The 20,946-nt window shown below is 52.8% G+C and carries 19 protein-coding genes; 15 read left to right on the top strand and 4 right to left on the bottom strand.

What is annotated here, in order from left to right; genetic code table 11:
• The first annotated feature begins 118 nt into the window (after positions 1–118).
• Entirely contained in the window at positions 119–553 is a 435-nt protein-coding gene (locus tag ACYVBJ_RS20385; protein WP_460984150.1) for a DUF6896 domain-containing protein, read from the top strand.
• Between the two features lie 135 nt (positions 554–688).
• Here the strand turns inward: ACYVBJ_RS20385 and ACYVBJ_RS20380 are convergent, their stop codons facing one another.
• From ACYVBJ_RS20380 to ACYVBJ_RS20370, 3 genes are all read right to left on the bottom strand, one after another.
• Positions 689–2,521 (bottom strand): family 43 glycosylhydrolase, encoded by a 1,833-nt coding sequence (locus ACYVBJ_RS20380; protein WP_460984149.1) that lies wholly within the window; start codon positions 2,519–2,521, stop codon positions 689–691.
• A 202-nt stretch (positions 2,522–2,723) separates the two neighbouring features.
• Positions 2,724–3,125 carry a hypothetical protein gene (locus tag ACYVBJ_RS20375; protein ID WP_460984148.1) on the bottom strand — a complete coding sequence of 134 codons (402 nt, stop codon included), beginning with the start codon at positions 3,123–3,125 and terminating at the stop codon, positions 2,724–2,726.
• A gap of 258 nt (positions 3,126–3,383) precedes the next feature.
• A complete protein-coding gene (locus ACYVBJ_RS20370; protein WP_460984147.1) occupies positions 3,384–4,310 on the bottom strand; it encodes an NAD(P)/FAD-dependent oxidoreductase in 927 nt (308 codons plus the stop codon).
• 150 nt (positions 4,311–4,460) lie between these two features.
• Here ACYVBJ_RS20370 and ACYVBJ_RS20365 point away from each other — a divergent pair, with 150 nt between their 5' ends.
• Entirely contained in the window at positions 4,461–5,258 is a 798-nt protein-coding gene (locus ACYVBJ_RS20365) for an SDR family oxidoreductase (RefSeq protein WP_460984146.1), read from the top strand.
• Positions 5,259–5,325: 67 nt separating this feature from the next.
• The gene (locus ACYVBJ_RS20360) at positions 5,326–5,646 is read left to right on the top strand and encodes an antibiotic biosynthesis monooxygenase family protein (protein WP_460984145.1); all 321 of its coding nucleotides are present in this window, start codon (positions 5,326–5,328) and stop codon (positions 5,644–5,646) included.
• Between the two features lie 109 nt (positions 5,647–5,755).
• On the opposite strand, the gene ACYVBJ_RS20355 is transcribed toward ACYVBJ_RS20360, so the two are convergent.
• A complete protein-coding gene (locus tag ACYVBJ_RS20355) occupies positions 5,756–6,682 on the bottom strand; it encodes a cation diffusion facilitator family transporter (protein ID WP_460984144.1) in 927 nt (308 codons plus the stop codon).
• Positions 6,683–7,121: 439 nt separating this feature from the next.
• Between ACYVBJ_RS20355 and ACYVBJ_RS20350 the strand changes: the two genes are divergently transcribed.
• The 12 genes from ACYVBJ_RS20350 to ACYVBJ_RS20295 all read left to right on the top strand — a co-directional run bounded on the left by ACYVBJ_RS20350 (position 7,122) and on the right by ACYVBJ_RS20295 (position 20,935).
• Entirely contained in the window at positions 7,122–7,643 is a 522-nt protein-coding gene (locus tag ACYVBJ_RS20350) for a PAS domain-containing protein (RefSeq protein ID WP_460984143.1), read from the top strand.
• A complete protein-coding gene (locus ACYVBJ_RS20345; RefSeq protein ID WP_460984142.1) occupies positions 7,630–7,845 on the top strand; it encodes a cysteine-rich CWC family protein in 216 nt (71 codons plus the stop codon). The genes ACYVBJ_RS20350 and ACYVBJ_RS20345 overlap by 14 nt, the downstream gene beginning before the upstream one ends.
• A gap of 91 nt (positions 7,846–7,936) precedes the next feature.
• The gene (locus ACYVBJ_RS20340; protein WP_460984141.1) at positions 7,937–8,320 is read left to right on the top strand and encodes a hypothetical protein; all 384 of its coding nucleotides are present in this window, start codon (positions 7,937–7,939) and stop codon (positions 8,318–8,320) included.
• A gap of 316 nt (positions 8,321–8,636) precedes the next feature.
• Positions 8,637–9,410: an MbnP family protein gene (locus ACYVBJ_RS20335; protein ID WP_460984140.1), complete on the top strand. Its 774-nt coding sequence runs from the start codon at positions 8,637–8,639 to the stop codon at positions 9,408–9,410.
• A complete protein-coding gene (locus tag ACYVBJ_RS20330; RefSeq protein ID WP_460984139.1) occupies positions 9,397–10,482 on the top strand; it encodes a cytochrome-c peroxidase in 1,086 nt (361 codons plus the stop codon). The genes ACYVBJ_RS20335 and ACYVBJ_RS20330 overlap by 14 nt, the downstream gene beginning before the upstream one ends.
• 11 nt (positions 10,483–10,493) lie before the next feature.
• The gene (locus ACYVBJ_RS20325; RefSeq protein ID WP_460984138.1) at positions 10,494–11,405 is read left to right on the top strand and encodes a hypothetical protein; all 912 of its coding nucleotides are present in this window, start codon (positions 10,494–10,496) and stop codon (positions 11,403–11,405) included.
• A 230-nt stretch (positions 11,406–11,635) separates the two neighbouring features.
• Positions 11,636–12,235, top strand: a complete 600-nt coding sequence (locus tag ACYVBJ_RS20320) for an RNA polymerase sigma factor (protein ID WP_460984137.1) — start codon at positions 11,636–11,638, stop codon at positions 12,233–12,235.
• Between the two features lie 109 nt (positions 12,236–12,344).
• On the top strand, positions 12,345–13,448 hold the full coding sequence (locus tag ACYVBJ_RS20315; protein ID WP_460984136.1) for a FecR family protein: 1,104 nt from the start codon (positions 12,345–12,347) through the stop codon (positions 13,446–13,448).
• 34 nt (positions 13,449–13,482) lie between these two features.
• Complete coding sequence (locus tag ACYVBJ_RS20310; protein WP_460984135.1) at positions 13,483–16,950, top strand: SusC/RagA family TonB-linked outer membrane protein; 3,468 nt, start codon at positions 13,483–13,485, stop codon at positions 16,948–16,950.
• Positions 16,951–16,961: 11 nt separating this feature from the next.
• Positions 16,962–18,467, top strand: coding sequence for a RagB/SusD family nutrient uptake outer membrane protein (locus ACYVBJ_RS20305; RefSeq protein ID WP_460984134.1), 1,506 nt, complete (start codon positions 16,962–16,964; stop codon positions 18,465–18,467).
• A gap of 45 nt (positions 18,468–18,512) precedes the next feature.
• Positions 18,513–19,580: a LamG domain-containing protein gene (locus tag ACYVBJ_RS20300; protein WP_460984133.1), complete on the top strand. Its 1,068-nt coding sequence runs from the start codon at positions 18,513–18,515 to the stop codon at positions 19,578–19,580.
• A gap of 71 nt (positions 19,581–19,651) precedes the next feature.
• Positions 19,652–20,935: an extracellular solute-binding protein gene (locus ACYVBJ_RS20295; protein WP_460984132.1), complete on the top strand. Its 1,284-nt coding sequence runs from the start codon at positions 19,652–19,654 to the stop codon at positions 20,933–20,935.
• The last annotated feature ends 11 nt before the right edge of the window (positions 20,936–20,946 follow it).

Raw genomic sequence — 20,946 nt, 5'->3', positions numbered from 1 at the left:
AATGGCGGTGGTCAACAAACTGCTTCGCCAGGCGTATGCAGTGGTTAAATTCAACGAAGACTATGATCCGAATTATCAGCCCGTTATACGCTCTTTAACTTGACTTTTAACACAGTTCATGTTAAGCAAAGAAAAAATACTACTCGATATTCAAGCCTACAAAGCGACCATAGACGAGGTCAATACTGTGTTTCTACAATACTGTAATGGCTGGAATCTAGATCGTTTACCAAAGCATGGAGAGCTTGGAACTATAAAGTATGAATTTCATGGTATCGGTTGTAGAACTGAGAAATTGGGCCAAGCCGTTGATTTTGATTACAGCTTAGATGAAAGCTTCGAACCTGTAACAGCCGCTAACATACATCTGATGGTTAGCGAGTTTGATATTCATCGATTCTTCAATTTTGTTAAGTCAAGCCCCGATCACGTTAATCTGCACGAATTAAAGATTAACGAGTTGAAGCCGCTTTTTGACGAGCTGGTCATAGAAGGCAAACTAGAAAAGAATGGCTCGTGGCACTTCGTATTTCCATCCTATACTGCTGTATAATCTATTGTATGCTTAATCAACTAAGCCCTTAATAATTAGATTGCATATTTTAAGCAGAAGTAAGGGATATGTTCATGCGCTAGGAAATAGCGTCTATCGCTAATCAACTAGTCGTACCGTCTAAATTCTGGTGCACTATTCCTTTTTGCCAAGGCCCGAACCGTCATCGACTATTTTACTCAGCGCCGAAACGCCGTTCTCATCGAAAGCCTCAATCGCGAAATAGTACGGTACGTCGACGTTTAAGGCGCGTAGCTCGAACTTCTTGTTGAGGCCCACACTTGAGTCATCGTGCCAGAACTGATACGTCTGATAGAGTTTGTCGGGCGCTATACCCCAGCGGATGTTGTAGCCTACAGCGCCCGGTACTTTCGACCAGCTTATATCCGCATTCCGCTGATCTTTCTGGCGTTTGACCGTCAAGGTTGCGGGCGTAGCGGGGGCTTTTCCGGAGCCGTTGCCAAATACGCGGAAGGCGTTGATAGCCAGGGTTGGCCCGGCCACGTACACATGCTCATAGCGGACGTAACGCGCGCGGGTGGGTTTGTTTAATTCAACATACGCACAGGCCCGGTCGCGCTTGGGTTCTTTTGTCAAGTCGGCGACTACGTCCCACTTTTTGTTGTCGATCGAGGTCAGGATCTTGAACTGGGTATACACCGTCGAGTCCGAATCGAAAAGGGTTTGCTTGTAATCGATATAGTTGACCTGCACGGCTCTGACATCGCGTTCTGCGCCCAGATCTATGGTTAAGGTTTCGCCGGGTTTGTTACGTCCGGCTACCCAGAACGTGCGCGGATTTTCGTCGGCTACCCGATCGGCAGTGAGCGTATCGGTCGGGGCGGCTGCCATCGTCGACGAGGCCGTTACCGGCTTGCGGTAGGAGAGAAGCATCCAGCCCGTAAACAGCGCATCCGTATTCAACCCCGACGAGGTGTTGATCTGTTTAGTAGACAGGTAGTGCGGAAAATCGCCGAAGCGCGTGTTGGCAAACATCTGGTCATCCTTGTCGAAACCGGCCGGGTTCATCACAATCCGACGCTCCATCCCCCAGTTGTAGCCAATCCAGGTAGTGCCGGTGTTCCAGTAGTTGCCAAAATTATCCTGGAACGTATTGCCGTGGCCACAGCCCGTCGCAAATCCACCCGGCTTGTAGGCCACCGGGTTATAAGGCGCGTATTCAAACGGTCCCAGTGGGTCTTTCCCGACGTAGGTACCGTTGCCGTACACATTGTATTCGGTACCGGGAGCGCCGTATTGCAGGTAGTATTTGCCATTGTGCTTGGTCATCCAGGCCCCTTCCGTAAACGGTTTGAACGGGTCGGAGTGGTTCGGCCCGAAGCGCTCCCAGCCGTGTTTATAGGGATCGAGCCAGAACATCGCTTTGTAGGCCTGCGCGGGGTTGTTACCGGCGTAGGTCAGATTACGGCTTTTGTCTAGCTCGGCTCCGAAAATCGGGTATACGTTCGACGAGCCCCAGTACATATACCATTTGTCGGTATCGTCGTCGTGAAAGAGAGCCGGGTCCCAGGGGCCAATGTCTTTGGGGAGCCGCGGGAGCCAGCGGTTATAGAATTTCAGCTTTCCCTTCTCAGGCTCGGTCGAGATAAAAATCGGCCGCTGCTCGAAGGTAGACTGGAACAGATACAACGTATCGCGAACCGACAAAGCCGCCGGGGCACACATGTCTTCCATGGGCCATTTATCCGGCACGATGTATTTCCAGTTCACCAGATCCTTGGAATGCCACCAGCCCCCCTGAATCGTGACGAATAAGTAATACTCGTTTTTGTGGTTTATAATGACCGGATCAGCCCCGGATCGGTATGATATTTTCTCGTTTAACTGCTCAAAATTGTACCGATAGCTGATGTCCATCGGGTTACAATACGTTCGCTGCTGGGGTTGCGCGTGGAGTCCCAGGCTGCTTAAGAGTGTGAAGTAGAAAAACCAGGCGATGCGTTTCATACCCTTATAAGCCGCCAGACTACTAGTCTTACTATTCCACCTGTATGCCTTCGTCGGCGAGGTACTGGCCGATGTTGAAGGTTTGTCCGTTAAGTAATTCCAGATCGCGGTGCCACCGGGTCGCCGGAGCGATTCATGCTGAGCCAGGCGTCGGCGTTACGTTCGGCTACCATCATTTGCTGAGAGCTTGTAAAAACCCAGATCACTTTGTCCGAGCCGAAATCCAGCAGTTTCTTCGTTTTGCGGTTAACGTAGTTGAATCCGCTACTTTGGAGATATCGGCTTTGACATCAATCTCAACCGCTATGATTGCCGGTACGCCGGTGTATCTGGTATTGATCTTATCCGGTGTTAGCACTGATTTGTCATAGATAGCGACATCGTGCGATCGGTTATTGCGATGGTCAATGTGAACACCCGCTTCGCTGGAAGCAAACCAATAGTTCTTTTCGTCCAACTGACGAATCATGATGCACATAAAGTACGAAACAAGTACCCACTGTAATGTGCTGGAACCCATAACTTCTTCCGGTGTTTTTTTGCCCGCTAATACGTCCTCATAGCTACGATAGTAGAGCGGTCGGCCGTCGAGTACCTCATACACCAGAGATTCCAGGCGACGGACTGCGACTTGGCTTTCGACCGGGCCGCTGACCGACGTTTAGGAGAGGGTTGTTGGATGGTTGATTGCATAAACGGAGATTTTAAGCAAGATACAGCAAATAGGTAGCGCATACACAGGCCACTTTGGGCTGTTCATCCCAGAAACTGCTGCCCAGCAGGGTTGTCTAAACGTACCGTTTGAAAAGGCCGGATGCCGACAACCGACGCTATAGAATTGCAACAGTACAGCCACCCAATTTTAGACGCTGACTGACGATAACGTAGCGGCTAATTCTTCTTCCATCAATTCCCTGTGTATGCCGACACCGGCCATACTGCCGTTTGTGACCGCAACCGAAACCTGCCGCATAAAGGTGGAGTTGTCGCCAGCCACATACAGCCCCGGAATATTGGTCTGCCCCAACGGAGTTGCCTTAATCAGACCCATGTCAGTTAATTCCGCGCCTAGCTGTTCGGCTAAGTTGGCATGCTGGCGAAACGGAACCCGGCTAAAAATAGCGGTTAGTTCGTGCTGCGAACCGTCCTGAAACTGAAGCGCCCGCAGGTTACCATCCTCGTGGTCAATCCTACGGATTTCATGGTCAACAATTGGAATACCGAGTTGAGCAATGACTTGTCGCTGTTCATCGGTCAACGTAGCCGGGCCGTTTGTGAACAGAGTAAGGTCTTTGCTCCAGTGCTGAATAAGCCGCACCAATTCATACGCCGTTTCGCCGTTGGCCAGAATCCCCAGCGGCTGACCGTGCACCTCGTAGCCGTGGCAAAACGGGCAGTGAAGCACTGTGCGACCCCAACAGGCCGCAAAACCATTAATGTCGGGCATAAGGTCGTCAACCCCGGTTGCCAGCATCAGTTTGCGCGAGGTGAACTGCTGACCGGTGGCCGATTCAGCAACAAAACCAGTCGAGGTCGTTTGTGCCCGGACGACCAGGTCGCTCAATAACTTAACGGTGGGATAAGCCAGCACCTGCTCTTTGGCAATGGCCGCGATGTGGGCGGGCGTTTCGCCGTCGCGCGTCAGGAAACTGTGCGAATGGGGTGTTTGTCGGTTGCAGGGTTTTCCGCTGTCAATAACGAGTACATTCCGGAGTGACCGACCCAGGAGCATGGCGGCACTCAGGCCAGCATAGCTACCACCCACAATAATTACATCATAGTTATCCATAGTATTCATTGGTACATCTGTTTTCTGATTACAAACCTATACGTATTTCACCACAAATGCAACATTGTTGCATTTGTGGTTTGGTTCTTATTTTAACAAAACCGGATAGAGCGAGTTGGTCAGTCAATTGATTACTAAAACGCAGAAGGAATGCAGACTCAACGCAAAGACATGGAAGGAAAAGTGGCGCTTGTCACGGGTGCCGGTTCAGGTATTGGCAAAGCTGCGGCTTTATTGCTGGCTAAAGAGGGGGCAAAAGTGGTGGCCGTCAGCCGGACCGCCGAGGAGATTAATCAGACCATCGACGAAATTAAACAGGCCGGTGGCGATGGCATCGCTATCCCGGCGGATACGTCCGTTCCGGAAGAGATACAAAAAGTCTATGCCGAAGCCGAGCGGCAATACGGTCGGTTAGACGTTGTTTTTGCGAATGCCGGTATTAATGGCGTTTGGGCACCGATCGAGGAACTGGAGCCGGACGAATGGAACAAAACGATCAACATCAACCTAACCGGTACGTTCCTCACCGTCAAGTACGCCATACCTATGCTCAAGCAGCAAGGTGGATCAATTATCGTTACGGCCTCGGTTAACGGAACCCGAATCTTCAGCAATACCGGAGCTACGGCGTATTCGTCGACCAAAGCGGCTCAGGTGGCTTTCACCAAAATGGCAGCCCTGGAACTGGCCAAGCACCGCATTCGCGTCAACGTAATCTGTCCCGGAGCCATTGAAACGAACATTGAAGAAAGTACCGAAAAACGCGATATTGAGCAGGCGAAAGAACCCGTCGAGTTTCCGGAAGGAAAAATTCCGCTCACCGACGGCAAACCCGGCTCAAGCGAACAGGTGGCGGATCTGGTGTTGTTTTTAGCGTCTGACAAATCCAGCCACATTACCGGAACGCCAATCTGGATCGACGGAGCCGAGTCGTTGATAATGGGATAAAATTGGTGTTATTTTTACGGGACCGGTAAGGCTGAGCGTTCTCTTCTCCAGACTTACCGGTTTTCCTATGATTGCTGAAACCCCCGAACCCCCTTATTACGCCGTTATTTTTACCTCAGTTCGTACGAGTGCCGACGAGGGCTACGGCGACACGGCCGTCCGGATGGTTGAACTAGCCCAAGAGCAACCGGGCTTTCTGGGCGTCGAGTCGGCTCGTAACGAGCTGGGCATTACGGTCTCATACTGGGACAGCCTGGAAGCCATCCGGACGTGGAAGCGACACGCTGAGCATCAACTGGCACAGGAGCGAGGCCGGAAGATGTGGTACGAAGCTTACAAGACGCGTATTTGCAAAGTTGAGCGCGACTACGGGTTTGAGGTGCTTTGAGAAATAAGAGCCTGTTTAATCTTTTGTTTTGGGCCTGATTTTGTCATTCCGACGCTAAAGTCTTTTGATAAACAGAAGTTCATACTGCTTCCAATAAGCTCTGCTCAAGTCAGCAGGTTTCAGTCTCACAGTCTTTTTCGGCGGCTGCTTCCGTTTCGAGCGTAGCGTGCCCAATGCCCAGATGAACCAGCCGATGGCGAACGTCGGCCTTGAGGGCTGTTTTGGCGGTGTCAGACAAACCCGGCTGAAGTACCAGGTGGGCTGTCAGGGCATTTTCGGTCGTGCTCATCGCCCATAGGTGCACATGATGCACATCGCGAACGCCCGTTACGGCGCGCAGGTCTCTCAGTACCGCTTCCAGATCAATGCCGCTGGGAACACCATCGAGCGAAAGCCGGACACTGTCACTTAACAGTCGCCAGGTAGAACCCAAAATAACGGCGGCAACGACAAGACCGATGATGGGATCAAGCCAGACCCAGTCTGTATAGGCGATAACAATTCCGGCTACTACTACGCCAAGCGACACCAAAGCGTCGGCCATAAGGTGTATATAGGCCCCCTTGATATTCAGATCATGGTCTTTATCCCGAAAAAACAGTAGGGCCGACACGGTATTAATCACAAAGCCTATACCGGCCACCCACGCTACCGGACCACCCGGAACGGGTTCGGGATGACGAAAGCGCTGAATACTTTCCCAGATGATGGCCCCAATGGTAATCAGCAGAATAACGGCGTTCGTGAGCGAAGCCAGTACCGTACTTTTCCGGTACCCATACGTGAAATTGGTGGTGTTACGTATCCGCGCCATGCGAAATGCCAGCAACGAAAGCAGCAGCCCCGCTACGTCGCTGAGGTTGTGCCCCGCGTCGGCGACCAGAGCCAGCGAGTTGTAATAAAACCCGAGGATAAACTCCACCGCTACGTAGGCGGTATTCAGTACCACGCCGATAATCAGCGCCCGATTGACGTTGGTTAACGTAGTAGGGCCGTGATGATGGTGGTCGTGTCCGTGCGTATGGTCATGCGCCATATGTAAAAAAATCTAGTTGATACCATCATCCGAAGACGGGTTAATCGTTCTGCAAAATTAATCGGGTCGCTAGATCGCATCAACAATTCAACGCGAACCACTAACCGGTTAACAATAAAGCAATTCGGCGGAGCTGATGTTTGTTGCCAAACTTAATCCATCAAATCAGCGCTTAGCGGGGAGTTGGCAAAAAAACGGGTACGTGAAGTTAGCAGGAAAGAATGTGCGGCTTTTAAGGTATTTTTGTGGCTTGCTGAGTAAGGCAATAAGCTGGAACGCAGACGATTAAAGCAAGTCGCTTTGGTTGGTTCCTTACCATGAGTGCTGAAAAATGAAGAACAGCCTATCAAAAACGCTGATAACTTAGTTATTGACCGTAGAAAGCCCATCACCGTCCTGGCGAAATGGTTTGCCAAAGACTTTACTCACCATACGTACTATGAATTTCAGTGGACCGTACGACAAGCAAATTGCGGATCAATATCAAACGGCACGGATTACCCCCCTGTGGAGCGGTTGGGAGTTTGGCCACGCGTCTATTCTGGGTAGTGCTGGCCTGACGGGCTGGGCCGCCCTGGCAAAAACCCAGGAGTGGCTGTTGCCAGTTTCACTGCGCGATGAATTAAAGTCAGGCCAGTGGGCCGTGGTGGTAACCGGTACCGACCAGACAATCCAGTACGTAAACAACCGCTTCGAACAAATGACGGGGTATAATAGAGACGAAGCCGTTGGTCGTCGGCCCGATTTTTTGCAGGGAGCCGATACCTGCCAGCTAACCCGGCAACGTATCAAAGAGGCACTTCAACACCAGAAGCTAGTATCGGAGCGGCTGCTGAATTACCGGAAAGATCAACGGACGTACTGGTGTCAGGTAACGATCTGGCCCGTTATGAATCGCCAGAAACAGGTGGTTAACTTCGTTGCGCTTGAACAGGAAATAGAACCGCATGGACTTCGCTGAGGCAACCGAAGCCGATGTGATTGCCTGTCCACGGTGCCAGCGAACGTTTGCCTGCCGCGCTGGCACCATTGGCGCCTGCCAATGCCAGGCGGTCGAGCTGACCGCAACGCAGCGGCATCATATCAGTACGTTATACACGGGCTGTCTCTGCGCGGACTGCCTCGTCGCAGTACGTAGCGAACACGAACGAGTGGAGCGTTAGACAGAATGTCTCTCGATTTTTATCCAGTCAAATAAAAATTGAGCGGTCAACGCATCTGGTACGTGTTCGGGCTTTACCTTTGCGGCTGATAATGAAAAACGTACTTGTTTTCCTGCTGCTTTTTGCAACACTGCTGCCGACCGTCAGCCCGTGGGGAACGATCGCGTATTATCAGGTTAACAAAGCGTATATCGCCCGTGTCCTTTGCGAAAACCGCAGTAAGCCCGAACTCCACTGCGATGGAAAGTGCTACCTGGCCAAGAAGCTCAAAACGCAACAGGATAAGCAGGACAAAGAAACCACCGAGCGCGTACAGAACACGCCCACGGTGCAGTTGTTCTGCGACGAATATGCCTCGTACACCTTTCCGATAATCCGGTACGCGCAACGGTCGACTCGTTTATTTACGTACCTCCTCGCTACGTATTCCGCGCCACATTCTTCTCTTTTTCATCCGCCAGGTTTCGCTGCCTGAACGTGGCCTAAGCGTCACATAGGCGTATCCTTTTCATCGGCGTTCGTCGACTGAATTATTCGTATTCCTTATCGAACGTAGTGTCTTGTGTCCATCAAGGGGCACTGGGAATGCTGTTGGCTCTTTTGGCTAATACGTGCTTTGGCACGCGCTGAACAGCAGAGCAGTTGGCTGTGATTTATCCAACGCTATTGCTGGACGGGGCCTGCTATGCGCTGCTTCATCTATTGATCTCCAGTTTTTTACTCATTCATTTCTTATGATTCTCAAATCGTTTCTGCGACTCCTATTAATGGCTTTGGTAACCAGCATAACTATGGTTGCCTGTAAAAAAGACGAAGCGGGTGCTATTGACCCGGCCGCTAAAAATACCTTGTCGATTGAGTTCGATAATCGCGTGGGCGACCAGAAGCTAGCGCTGGGCAATCCGGCGTATAAAACCGCAGCGGGAGAGCCATTTGCGGTTACGGCGTTTAACTACTTCGTGAGCAACATTGCGCTCAAAAAAGAGGACGGGACCACCGTAACGTTTCCCGATCAGTACTTTCTGGTGCGTCAGGCCGACGCTAAAACCCAGTTGATCACGCTGAAAGACGTACCCGCCGGTAACTACGGTGAACTGTCGTTTCTTATCGGGGTCGACAGTTTGAAAAGCGTTGGTGGAGCCGGTGAGCGAACGGGGGCGTTAGACCCGACCAGCTACGGCGACGATGGGATGTACTGGTCGTGGAACTCAGGGTATATCTTCATGAAACTGGAAGGGACATCATCAGCGGTGCCCACTACCGCCAACCCGGATCATAAGTTCGCGATTCATGTCGGCGGCTACGGCGGGGGCTGGAACGGGGGCGCTAAAACCGTCAATAATTTACGGCGGATCACCTTGCCCATGGCGACTAAAGCTACGGTACGCGGTGACATCGCTCCCGAAGTTCACCTGTTTGTCGACGCCCTGAAAGTTCTTGACGGGTCCACCAAAATTACGCTGGCCACTACCAGCAGCATACACAGTCCAGCCGTGGCAACCCCCATTGCCGACAATTACAAGACCATGTTTGAGGTTGATCACGTGCACAATGAAAAGCAGTAACCGAACTTATCCGGCTCTACGGAGCCGGATAACGTATCGTTTAGCGGGTGCGTTGGTGGGCCTATGCATTTGGCTCAGTGGCTGTCAGACTACCGAACCAGCTGCTGAGCCGACTGCACTGTTTCAGGCCCCCACAAACTTCCCTCAGCCGGTTTATGCGCTGGCGCAGAACCAGCCTACGGCGGCTGGTGTGCAACTGGGCCGGGCTTTGTTCTACGATGGTGCGCTTTCGCGGGATGGGTCCATTTCGTGCGCCGAGTGTCATAACCAGGCCTATGCCTTCACGCACCACCAGCACGATGTGAGTCATGGGATTGACAACCGGGTCGGTACGCGCAACTCGATGCCGATTCAGAATCTAGCCTGGGCCAGTAGTTTTTTCTGGGATGGGGGCGTGCAGCATCTTGATCTGGCACCCATCGCTCCCATTGAAAACCCGGATGAGATGGACGAAAAATCAGGCAATGTGATCCAGAAGCTACGGTCCACCACCAAATATCCGGCTCTGTTCAAGGCCGCTTTTGGTACGGACGAAATCAACGGATCGCGCTTCTTGCAGGCGCTGACGCAGTTCATGCTGACGATGGTGTCGGGAAATTCGCGCTACGACAAATGGGTTCGTCACGAACCGGGAGGTACACTCACCGCCGACGAACAAGCCGGGCTGAACGCGTTTCGGGCCAAGTGTAGTAGTTGCCATGCCGGGGAGTTATTCACCGACAACAGCTTCCGCAACAATGGCCTGTTCATTCAGGGCAGCAAAGACGTCGGTCGGGCGCACGTAACGGAGCGGGCCGAAGATCGGTACCGGTTCAAGGTGCCGAGTTTGCGAAACATCGAGAAAACGCTGCCTTACATGCACGATGGCCGGTTTTATTCGCTCGAGGCCGTACTGAACCATTACGCCGAAAACGTGCAGCCGACCGAAAATCTCGACCCATTGCTCAGGCAGAACGATACGCCGGGTATTCTTATGTCCAGCGAAGAAAAGCGTCAGATTATCGCTTTCCTGAAAACATTGACCGACGACCAATTTTTGCGAGACCCTCGTTTCGCTGAACCACAGAACTAATCATCGTTAGTATGAAAAAAGTTGTCTTCTTTAGCCTATTCAGTTTAATCACCCTGTCTACCTTCGCCTGCGATCTTTGCGGGTGCAGCAACGGCGGTTCGTTTTTTGGCATACTGCCCCAGGGTCACCGGGGGTTCCTGGGCGTGCGATACCGGTATAATTCATACAACTCCCACCTGAATAGTTTGAATCTCAGCAGTCGGGAGCAGTTTCGGACGGCCGAATTGTGGGGACGGTTCTACCCCTTCAAACGCGTGCAGGTGCTGGCGTTTGTGCCGTATCAGTTCAGTCAGCAGACCATGCTAAAAACTGGAGCAGAAACACCCCTGCGCGGCCTGAGCGATATATCGGCCCTGGCTCATTACAACCTGATCAACACGTTTATAGACGACTCGACCGTGCACGCAGTAAATCACAATCTGCTGGTTGGTGGGGGCGTTAAGTTGCCGACGGGTCGGTTTCGCTACAATGAGAATAGTTTGCTGGACGTGGCCAATCCTAATTTTCAACTGGGTACGGGCAGTACCGACTGGATAGCCAACCTCATCTATACGGCCAGGTACAAGAACTGGGGCGTTAACACGGATGTATCCTACCGGGTAACCACCACTAACCCCAACGGGTATCGATTTGGCAATCGCGTGAACGCGTCCGCGTCGGTTTTTTATCTGTCGGGTCTGGGCGGTCGGGCCATCATGCCGAATGCCGGTTTGTTCGTAGAACAGGCGGGTCATGACACTCGCGATGGGGTGATGAACAAACAGACCGGTGGCTATGCAACCTATCTCAACCTCGGAACGGAGGTGTATCTGACCAAATTGTCGATGGGCGTCAGCTACCGACATCCGGTATCGCAACACCTGTCGGCAGGTGAACTTCAGGCTAACGATCAAATTACGACGCACATTACGTTCCTGTTCTGATAGGTCTGAACGGCTTTATCGACCTAGTAAGCAGGTGCCGATAACCTTTTCATAACCTAACCGTTTGTTGGACTGCCATCGCTCCACCTACGGTTAGGTTATTTTTTTAGCCGAGACCGACTAGTTGCGCCCACCAGAGGTGGTCAGAGCGAAACACAGTCAGTGACTTGTAAAACTTTATCCGTAAATAATTGTAATATTATAACTCGGTTACAGGGAAGTCTACAATCATGTTTGATTCAGGGAGCACCACTACGTTATCAGATGATGTCTTGTGGCAGGAGTTGTTGAGAAACAACAAACAGGCGCTTGGTTGGCTCGCCGAGCGTTACTACCGTTCGCTGTTTCATTACGGCAGCAAGCTTACGGCTAACCATGCACTAATCCAGGACTGTATACAGGATCTGTTTCTGACCATTTGGGAAAAGCGCCAGAAAATTCAGCGGCTCCAGTCAGTAAAGGCGTATTTGTTTGTGGCCCTCCGCAACAACGTCCTGCGTCAGGCCAAACAGGATAGCCACTGCGAAACCGTTGACCGGCTGGATTCCGTAACCGATTGGCTAGCGAACCCCGAATCCCTGTACGTGCAGCTTGAACAGGAGCAGGTAACGCACGCGACCCTGATTCAGGCCCTCGAACGACTCCCCAAACGACAGCGCGAAACCATCTACCTCAAGTACTACGAAAACCTCAGCTACGAGGAGATTGCCACGGCGATGGGCGTAAATCGGCAGGTGGTTGCCAATTACCTGCAGCATGCCCTTCACAGCCTGCGGGAGCACTGGCCGAACGTATCATACGTGCTGATTATGATCAGGTTCCTGGTTTAATTTTTATTTTTTAGAAAAATTTTCACAATTGGCGATTACTTTTTTAGTGATCGTTACTCTTCGTCTTGCAACGGGTACTCCGCCCTTTGGTCAGGATAGACGACGAGCTTTGACTACGCAGGAATTTATTGAGAATGAGTCGTTCCGACGGTGGGTATTTCTCAATACACCGAACGAAGCGACCCGCTGGGAAGCCTATCTGACGCAGCACCCAGACTATCGGGAAAATGCCGATCTGGCGCGCACGTTCCTGCTGACGGCTCAGGGAAAGCTTCCTGAGGTGACCGACCAACAGGTTAACGAGGCTGTTGGACAAATTTTGTCAGCTGCGCCATCGCATCGCCAAGGCCTGTTACGTCCGCTGTCAGGCTGGCCGATATCGTTGCGGATAGCGGCTTCCGTTGCTTTATTACTGACAATAAGCGGATTGGCCTGGCGTTTCTGGCAACAGAATCAGCGGCTGGTTTCAAGTAATAAGCCCTCGGCAACTTCTGCCTCTGTCGCCATGACCGAGTATGTAAACCGCCAGCAAGCTCCTCGTCTGGTCCGGTTGGCGGATGGAAGCCTGGTCGTTTTGCAACAGTACGCCCGCATTCGATTCCCGAGCCAGTTCAGCGGACCTAAACGCGATGTCAACCTAACAGGCAAGGCGTTCTTTGAAGTCGTCAGAAACCCAGCCAGACCGTTCCGGGTGTTCACCAGGGGAGTGACGACCGAAGTGTTAGGAACCAGCTTTCTGATCAATGCGCCCGAAGCAGGGGGAAACGTAAACGTAATGGTTAAGACGGGTAAAGTAGCGGTATCGACTAATCCCGGGTTTGTTCGAAAGGGGTCTGATAATCGGGCAACTGCGTCCAGTAAGTCGCAGCCGGCAGCCGTTGTCCTGCTACCGAACGAACAGGCTACTTTTTCGCAGAACGACGCCCGGCTGGTCAAGCGCGAGGTTAGCCCCGTGGAAGCGACCGGTCTGCCCGCTACTACGCAGGGCTTTGCCTTTCGGCGGACACCCCTGCCTGTTGTGCTCGACGCGCTGGCCAAAGCGTACGGCATACCAATTCAGTTTGATCGGGACGCCTTGGCTGGCTGTACGTTAACGGCCCGACTGGATGATCCTTCACTTTTTGCCCGGCTGGATGTTATTGCCGCCAGCACAGGGTCGAGTTATGAACTGCAAAACGGACAGCTGATTATTCACTCCTCGGGCTGTCGCTGACGAAAGAATTAATCCCAACCTACTCAACTATACAATGAAAAAAACGCTACTCCAAGGCCCCTGTTTGCGCTGGCTTATGCGACTGACTCTTATTCCATGCCTGCTCCTTATTGGTATGGCCAGTGCTTTGCTGGCCGGACCGGCGCGCAGCCAGAATCCCCTGAAACGTACTGTAAACTTATCGCTGACGAATCAGTCTGTTGAAACTATTCTTGAGCGGTTGAGTAAAATTGCCGACGTTCAGTTTGCCTACAGTTACGAGTTGATTAAAGCAGAACGAAAAACCAGTATAAACGCCAGACACGAGCGGCTCGAAAAAGTTCTGAACGACTTGCTCACTCCGCTGCAAATCGATTACGCTGTCAACGGTACCCGGCTGATCATTCTCAAGCCGAGAGCCGGGGAAGCCGCCGTACCGCCCACAACAGATCTTCGGGCCTCGCTTACCTACAGTACACCCGCTATAGTTGACAAAGTCGTTACGGGTACGGTTGTGGATGAAAAGAATCAGCCCATTCCCGGCGTAAACCTGGTTATTAAGGGAACCAACACGGGCACCAGCACCGACGCGCAGGGTACGTTTCGCCTTACGGTGGCCGATGATCAGGCGGTTATTCAGTTCTCATCAGTGGGCTACCTAGGCCAGGAGGTAACGGTGGGTAACCGAACCACTCTGACTGTTACGTTGCAGGAAGATAACAAGTCGTTATCGGAAGTGGTCGTGGTTGGGTACGGCACTCAGAAGAAATCAGATTTAACGGGGGCTGTTTCGACTATAACAGCCAAAGATATAGGCAGACTACCCGTAGCGGGTATTGATCAGGCGCTTCAGGGAAAATCGTCGGGTGTGCGGGTCACTCAATCGACGGGCGCGCCGGGTGAGGGCGTTACCGTACGGATTCGTGGGGTGGGAACAATTAACGACAACAGCCCCTTATTTATCATCGACGGCGTACCGACCAAAGATGCTTTCAGTGTACTGAACCCCGCCGACATCGAAAGCATGTCGGTACTGAAAGATGCGTCGTCGTCGGCTATTTATGGCGCGCGGGCGGCTAACGGCGTCATTGTCGTAACCACCAAACGGGGCAAAAGCGGGGCTCCCCGCGTCACGATCAATGCTTACTCGGGTTTTCAGCAGCACGGGCGGCTAATTCCGATGGCTAATTCGCAGGAGTATATCAGCATTTATAACGAAGCCGCCACGAACGACAACGCGTTTGTCACGAATCCCAGCCTCCAGCGCCAGCTGATTCCTTCCACGCTTCAGGTACCCGACACCGACTGGCAGGAAGCCATTTTCCGCACGGCACCCATTCAAAACTACCAGGTGTCCGTTAGTGGCGGAACCGATCGGTCGCACTACCTCCTGTCGGGCAATTACTTCGACCAGCAGGGTATTATTCTTAATTCGGGCTACAAGCGCTACGCCCTCCGCACGAGTATCGACACTCAGATTGGCGCTAAAGTGAAGCTAGGTACCAACCTCAACATCACCTACTCGCAGCGTAACATTGTGGGCAGTTCGGGAGATGGTTACGGGGGAAACGGCGGCAGTATTGTTCGCTATGCGTTGTTTCACACGCCCGCAACGCCAATCTATGACCCACAAACCGGCGACTTTGCCGATTTGCCCCAGTTCCCGGCATTCTTCGGCGACGGCTACAATCCGGTAGGACTGGCACTCAAGCAGGACAATAAAGAACAGCAGTACCGCATCTTTGGGGATGTATTCGGCGAATGGCAGGTGCTTAAAAACCTGCGCTTCCGCACGGCGGCCGGGCTCGACCTCAACATCATTAACCGCAAAACGTTCAACGAAAACTGGGGTACCAACAATCGGATTAATAGCCCGTCGACGCTGGTTAACCGCTTTAGTCCGGCCAGTACCGTTACGTGGAACAACACCCTTAATTATGACTTCTCGCTTGGCCCCGATCAGCAACTTACGGCCCTGGTCGGCACCGAGGCTATTCACAGCGTCAGCCGGGATGTGGGTGGCTCAGACCGAAACTTTATCGATCAGGTAGCCAACCTGCGCTATCTTGGACAGGGGGCGGATATTACCGGTCGGCAGTCGTTCGAAGGCGATTCGCGCTGGTCGTTGTTCTCGCTGTTCGGCCGGGTGAACTACGCCTACAAAGATCGCTATCTGGCTTCCTTCAACGTTCGGCGGGATGGCTCGTCGCGGTTTTCGCCCAACAACCGGTACGCGAATTTCTTTTCGGGATCAGTGGGCTGGAATATCGATCAGGAGGCTTTCTTTCAACCCCTGGCAAAGACCATATCGTTGCTGAAGCTGCGGGCCAGCGTGGGGCAGCTGGGCAACCAAGACATTGGCAATTACCCGTACGCATCGCTCATCGGCAGCGGCTATAACTACGTATTAGGAGCCAGTCCGCAGACTGTGGCCGGATACGCCGTGGTCAGCCGGGGTAACACCAACGTAAAATGGGAGTCGTCGACCCAAACCGACATTGGCCTGGAGGTTGGTGTTTTGCAGAACAAGATTCAGCTCACCGCCGACTACTTCATCAAGCAGACCTCCGATATTCTGGTGCCTATCCCAGTGCCTAAATCGGGGGGCAGCGCAGCCGCTCCGTACGTTAACGCGGGGAAGGTCGAGAACCGGGGCCTGGAACTGGACTTGATTTACCGGGATAAAAAAGGCGAATTCTCGTACGACATTACGGCGAATGCTTCGTTCATACGTAACAAAGTCTTATCACTCAGCGACGGTCGTCCGGTGCCGGGCGGGCGGATCGATAATGGTGTATTTGCTACGTTAACCGAGCCGGGGTATCCGATCGGCTCCTTTTATCTGTTGCAGCAAGACGGTATTTTTCAGAGCGCCGATCAGATTTTTACGAGCGCCTTCCAGGGGAACAACATCCGGCCGGGGGATGTCCGCTTTAAAGATATTAACGGCGACGGGCTGATTAACCAGTTGGACCGCTCGCACGTTGGCAGCCCCATTCCGACGCTTACTTACGGGTTGACGGCCAACCTGCAATGGAAAAACTTCGACCTGTCGGCATTTTTTCAGGGCGTATCGGGCAACAAGATTTATTACCAGGTGGCTACTGATATTGAAGGGTTTTACCGCGCCTTTAACGTCACTAAACGGGTGGTGGACAACCGGTGGCGGGGCGAAGGCACCAGCAACACGCAGCCCCGCGTATCGTGGAGCGGCTCGGCCAACAACAAGCAGCCTTCAACCCGCTTCCTGGAAGACGGCGCGTATACCCGCCTGAAAAATCTTCAGATCGGCTATACTTTACCCGGTACGCTGACCAAAAAGCTCGGCTCAACCGGCATTCGGGTGTATGTCAGCGGCCAGAATTTGCTCACGTTCACCAAATACCCTGGACTGGATCCCGAACAACAGAGCAGCGACAATCTGAACAACGAGCAGTTTCGGGGGGACGTCGCCGTCGGCATCGACTGGGGGACATATCCCAGTGCCCGACAATACACAGTCGGCGTAAACATTGGTTTTTAGCCTAATCCGTTATGAAAAAGATAGCAATCGGTATCCTTTCTACCCTGTTGATTTCGGCCAGTAGCTGCTCCAACTTCCTGAATGAAGAGGTGCGGGCGGCTTATTCTGAAGATACATTCTACAAAACCCAGGCGCAGGCCTTGCAGGGTCTCAACGCGGCCTACCAGACCCTTACGTTCTCGTCGGACAACAACCGCCTGTGGGTCTTTGGCGACGTAGCGTCGGATGATGCCGCCAAAGGCGGTGACCCCGGCGATCAGGCCGACATTGGGTTGGTCGACGATTTTTCGGTGTTTCCCAGTAACGGTCCTGTCGAGTCGGAATGGGCACTGCTGTACGAAGGCATCAGCCGCTGCAACCGGGTCATTCAGCAGGTGCCGACAATCAGCATGGCCGACGCGCTGAAAGCACGTATTGTGGCAGAAGCCCGGTTTCTGAGAGCGCTTAACTACTTCTATCTGGTCAATATTTACGGTCCCGTGCCCGTACTGCTGGAGCCGAAAAATGCCGATCAGCTTCAAATTGCGCAGTCGCCGGTGGCTGAGGTCTATACAACGGTAATCGAAGCGGATTTGCAGGAAGCCATCAAGAGCCTGCCCGCGGCCTATACCGGAGCCGACGTAGGCCGGGCCACGAAAGGAGCCGCCCAGGCGCTATTGGCCAAAGCGTATCTGTTCGAAGGCAAATGGCAGCAGGCCGCTGATGCCGCCGGAGAGGTGATCAGCAGCGGTCAGTATTCATTGCTGCCGGTCTATGCGCAGAACTTTAGCCAGGAGTTTAAGAACAGTGCCGAGTCGGTGTTTGCCGTACAGCACCTAACCGGACAGGTTCCGTTCACGGGCAACCGGCTGAATCAGTGGTTTGCACCCCGCAACTCCGAAAATGGTTATTTCTTTAACGTACCGACCCAAAATTTTGTCGATGCGTTCGAGAAGACAAGCGCGGGTGTTGTCGATCCCCGGCTGGATTATACCGTGGCGCGGGCGGGGCAACCGTGGATTGACGGTACGCCGTATGATCCGGCCTGGTCGCCAACGGGCTACCTCAATAAAAAACACGTGCAGCCCGTTACGGAGGTCCCCAAAAGCACCAAGGGCGACGGCAACCTGAATTACGTAACGATCCGCTACGCCGAAGTGCTGCTGATTCAGGCCGAAGCGCTGAATGAGTTAGGCCAGTCGGCACAGGCATTGGCGCCATTAAATCTGGTTCGAAAGCGCGCGCGGGAAAGCTACCTGAACGATCCCGCGCTCAGTAATGCCGCTACGCCGACCGTTCCGGCAGGTTTGCTGCCCGATATAACAAATACCAATCAGTCGAGCCTGCGCGAGATTATACGCCACGAACGCCGGGTGGAGCTTGGTTTCGAGTTCCATCGCTACTTCGACATTATGCGCTACGGCAAAGAGTACGCTCAGAATGCCTTACGCGACAAGCCCTCGTTCAAGTACGAAACCAACCGGTATTTCCCGATTCCGCAGAGCGAACGGGATACCAACAAGAAGCTAATCCTTTAACCTAGTTTACGTTCACCAATCAATTTATCAAACTCCAGTACACTCATGAAAAACTTACCTGTTTCTGCAAATCCATTACTGCGCGGGCTGCTGGCCTTATGTCTGATGTTGGCCTTGTTTCAGGCTTGTAAAAAAGACGAAGGCACACCCGTAACGCCGGTGGACAAAAACGCGCTCAAAGCCCGGCTCGACAGCGCCAACGCGCTCTACAATGGAGCCGTTGAAGGAACCGCCATTGGCCGGTATGAGGTCGGCTCGAAAGCGACGTTTAAAACCGCTATTGATGCCGCCACAACGGTTAACAACGACAACAACGCTACCCAAACCGCCGTCAACAACGCCAACGTAAACCTCGGCCAGGCGATGACCACCTTCCGGAGTAAGCAGGTCGCCGAAATCGCGCCCGCTAACCTCGTACTGCACCTGCTCATGAACGGCAACGCCAACGATGCCTCGGGTAAAGGCTTCAACGGAACGCTGAAAGCAGGCGGTGCGCAGTGGGGTGCCGGAATGCCAACGCCGACCGCCGACCGCTTTGGCGTGGCGAACATGGCGTACCAGTTCGACAAAGGAGGCAACATCGAGATTCCGTATAACTCGGCGCTGAATCCGTCGAAGGAGATTTCCATCAGCATGTGGATCAAGCGCGATACGACCCGGGCCAGTAACTACCTGCTGGCGCTGAACCGCTGGAACGGGTATAAAGTCCAGTTGCAGGAAGCCAATAAGGTTTTCTTTACCGTGAAGACTACGGCAGGGGCCAAAGACAAAGACAATGAGTCGGTTACGCTGGCCCGTAACAAATGGTATCACATTGCGACGACCTACAAATCGGGTGAGATGAACTTCTACATCGACGGTACACTCGTGAAAAGCTGGACCGACGTAACGGGTGATCTGGCTCCGGTAAAAAGTACCATCAATATGACCATCGGACAGGATTTGCCGACCAGTCTGTATCAGAACAATGAAAAAGACGATGCTGACGGCAACAACTTCAACGGCCCCTGGGGCGGCTATTTCACCGGCGCTATGGACGATGTTCGTATTTACAACGTAGCGTTGAGCAGCACCCAGATTACGTCGCTTTACAACGCTGAGAAAAGTCAGTAGTTCAGTACACTAAGTCAACCCGCAACCTCAACCGCCCGGTAGAGGTTGCGGGTTATTGATTTCTTTCACGTATGCGTAAGTTCGGAATGATATTCGGGGTGCTCTGGGTCGTGCTGGGTGGCTGTCGGCAAAAGCAGACCGAGCGGCCGTTGCTGTTCTGGTGTTCGAACAATGCGGCTGAGATTACTTTCGCCCGCGAGTTCACCGACCAGTGGCAGCGGACCCGTCCTGACAAACCGCTCCAGTATCAACCCATTCCCGAAGGTCAGTCGAGCGAAGAGATTATTCTGGCGTCGGTAGTTGGTAAAACAACGCCTGATATTTATGCCAACATGTGGCAGGGCAGCGTTGAGATGTACGCCAAAGCAGGTGTTCTGGTCCCGCTCGATACCATTCCGGGCTTCCTTTCCTTTCTGCGCGCTCGTTGCGACAGTAGTACAATTCAGGAGGTTACGTCTTCGGATGGGCATATTTATCAGGTCCCATGGAAAGTGAACCCCATCATGACCCTCTGCAACATCGGGCAGGTAAACGAACCGGGCTTAGCCGGGCCACCCTATACGTACTCCAGCTATCTGACAGCGGGGAAACGATTGACAAAAGATACCGACCGCGACGGCTATCTGGACCGCTGGCTGGGGTATACCGAAGTGAAAGTGATCTGGTATCAACGGTTTTTCAATTTCTATCCGCTATACCTGGCCGCTTCCGGAGGGGCTCCGCTGGTGAAGAACAACCGGGCCGCGTTCAACAATCGCTACGCCGTTGAGGTGTTTCGCTTTTTGCAGCAACTGTACCGGGCGGGCTATTACCCGAAAGAGCGACTTACGTCTGCCCGCGATCCGTTCCTGAACCAGCGCATCGCAACCTCATTTACCGGACCCTGGCAGGTTGGTTTTCTGGAACGGTACAAAGAACCGACGTTACAGTACGATACCTGGCCCATGCCCGTACCCGACAATCATACCGGCCCGATCTATACGTATGGCGACCCCAAGAACATCGTCATTTTCAATACGTGTCCCGACCCGAAAGCCGCCTGGGAGTTCGTAAAAACGCTGGTCGATAAACCTGGCGATTTACGGCTGATGGAGCTAACGGGACAGTTTCCGCACCGACGTAACGTAGACACGGACCTTTATTTCAGTACGTTCTTACAGAAAAACCCGAAGTTATTACCCTTTGCCCGGCAGTCGCGCTACATCAAAGGCGTAGATAACAGCGAGGTGATTGTCGAAGTGTTCGACATTATTTCGCAGGAGTACGAAGCCTGCGTTGTGTACGATCGCAAAACGCCCGAAGATGCCATCCGTGATGCTGCCCGGGCGGTTGATGTGTTGTTAAAGAGCGAATGAGCGAACAAGTG

Source organism: Spirosoma fluminis, assembly GCF_054778895.1.
The sequence above is the reverse complement of the archived record's forward strand: the minus strand, read 5'-3'. Positions and strand labels throughout refer to the sequence as shown.

Coding starts and splice junctions, on each gene's coding strand:
- ACYVBJ_RS20385 (WP_460984150.1), top strand. CDS start 119: ATGTTAAGCAAAGAAAAAATACTACTCGATATTCAAGCCTACAAAGCG.
- ACYVBJ_RS20380 (WP_460984149.1), bottom strand. CDS start 2,521: ATGAAACGCATCGCCTGGTTTTTCTACTTCACACTCTTAAGCAGCCTG.
- ACYVBJ_RS20370 (WP_460984147.1), bottom strand. CDS start 4,310: ATGGATAACTATGATGTAATTATTGTGGGTGGTAGCTATGCTGGCCTG.
- ACYVBJ_RS20365 (WP_460984146.1), top strand. CDS start 4,461: ATGCAGACTCAACGCAAAGACATGGAAGGAAAAGTGGCGCTTGTCACG.
- ACYVBJ_RS20360 (WP_460984145.1), top strand. CDS start 5,326: ATGATTGCTGAAACCCCCGAACCCCCTTATTACGCCGTTATTTTTACC.
- ACYVBJ_RS20355 (WP_460984144.1), bottom strand. CDS start 6,682: ATGGCGCATGACCATACGCACGGACACGACCACCATCATCACGGCCCT.
- ACYVBJ_RS20350 (WP_460984143.1), top strand. CDS start 7,122: ATGAATTTCAGTGGACCGTACGACAAGCAAATTGCGGATCAATATCAA.
- ACYVBJ_RS20345 (WP_460984142.1), top strand. CDS start 7,630: ATGGACTTCGCTGAGGCAACCGAAGCCGATGTGATTGCCTGTCCACGG.
- ACYVBJ_RS20340 (WP_460984141.1), top strand. CDS start 7,937: ATGAAAAACGTACTTGTTTTCCTGCTGCTTTTTGCAACACTGCTGCCG.
- ACYVBJ_RS20335 (WP_460984140.1), top strand. CDS start 8,637: ATGGTTGCCTGTAAAAAAGACGAAGCGGGTGCTATTGACCCGGCCGCT.
- ACYVBJ_RS20330 (WP_460984139.1), top strand. CDS start 9,397: ATGAAAAGCAGTAACCGAACTTATCCGGCTCTACGGAGCCGGATAACG.
- ACYVBJ_RS20325 (WP_460984138.1), top strand. CDS start 10,494: ATGAAAAAAGTTGTCTTCTTTAGCCTATTCAGTTTAATCACCCTGTCT.
- ACYVBJ_RS20320 (WP_460984137.1), top strand. CDS start 11,636: ATGTTTGATTCAGGGAGCACCACTACGTTATCAGATGATGTCTTGTGG.
- ACYVBJ_RS20310 (WP_460984135.1), top strand. CDS start 13,483: ATGAAAAAAACGCTACTCCAAGGCCCCTGTTTGCGCTGGCTTATGCGA.
- ACYVBJ_RS20305 (WP_460984134.1), top strand. CDS start 16,962: ATGAAAAAGATAGCAATCGGTATCCTTTCTACCCTGTTGATTTCGGCC.
- ACYVBJ_RS20300 (WP_460984133.1), top strand. CDS start 18,513: ATGAAAAACTTACCTGTTTCTGCAAATCCATTACTGCGCGGGCTGCTG.
- ACYVBJ_RS20295 (WP_460984132.1), top strand. CDS start 19,652: ATGCGTAAGTTCGGAATGATATTCGGGGTGCTCTGGGTCGTGCTGGGT.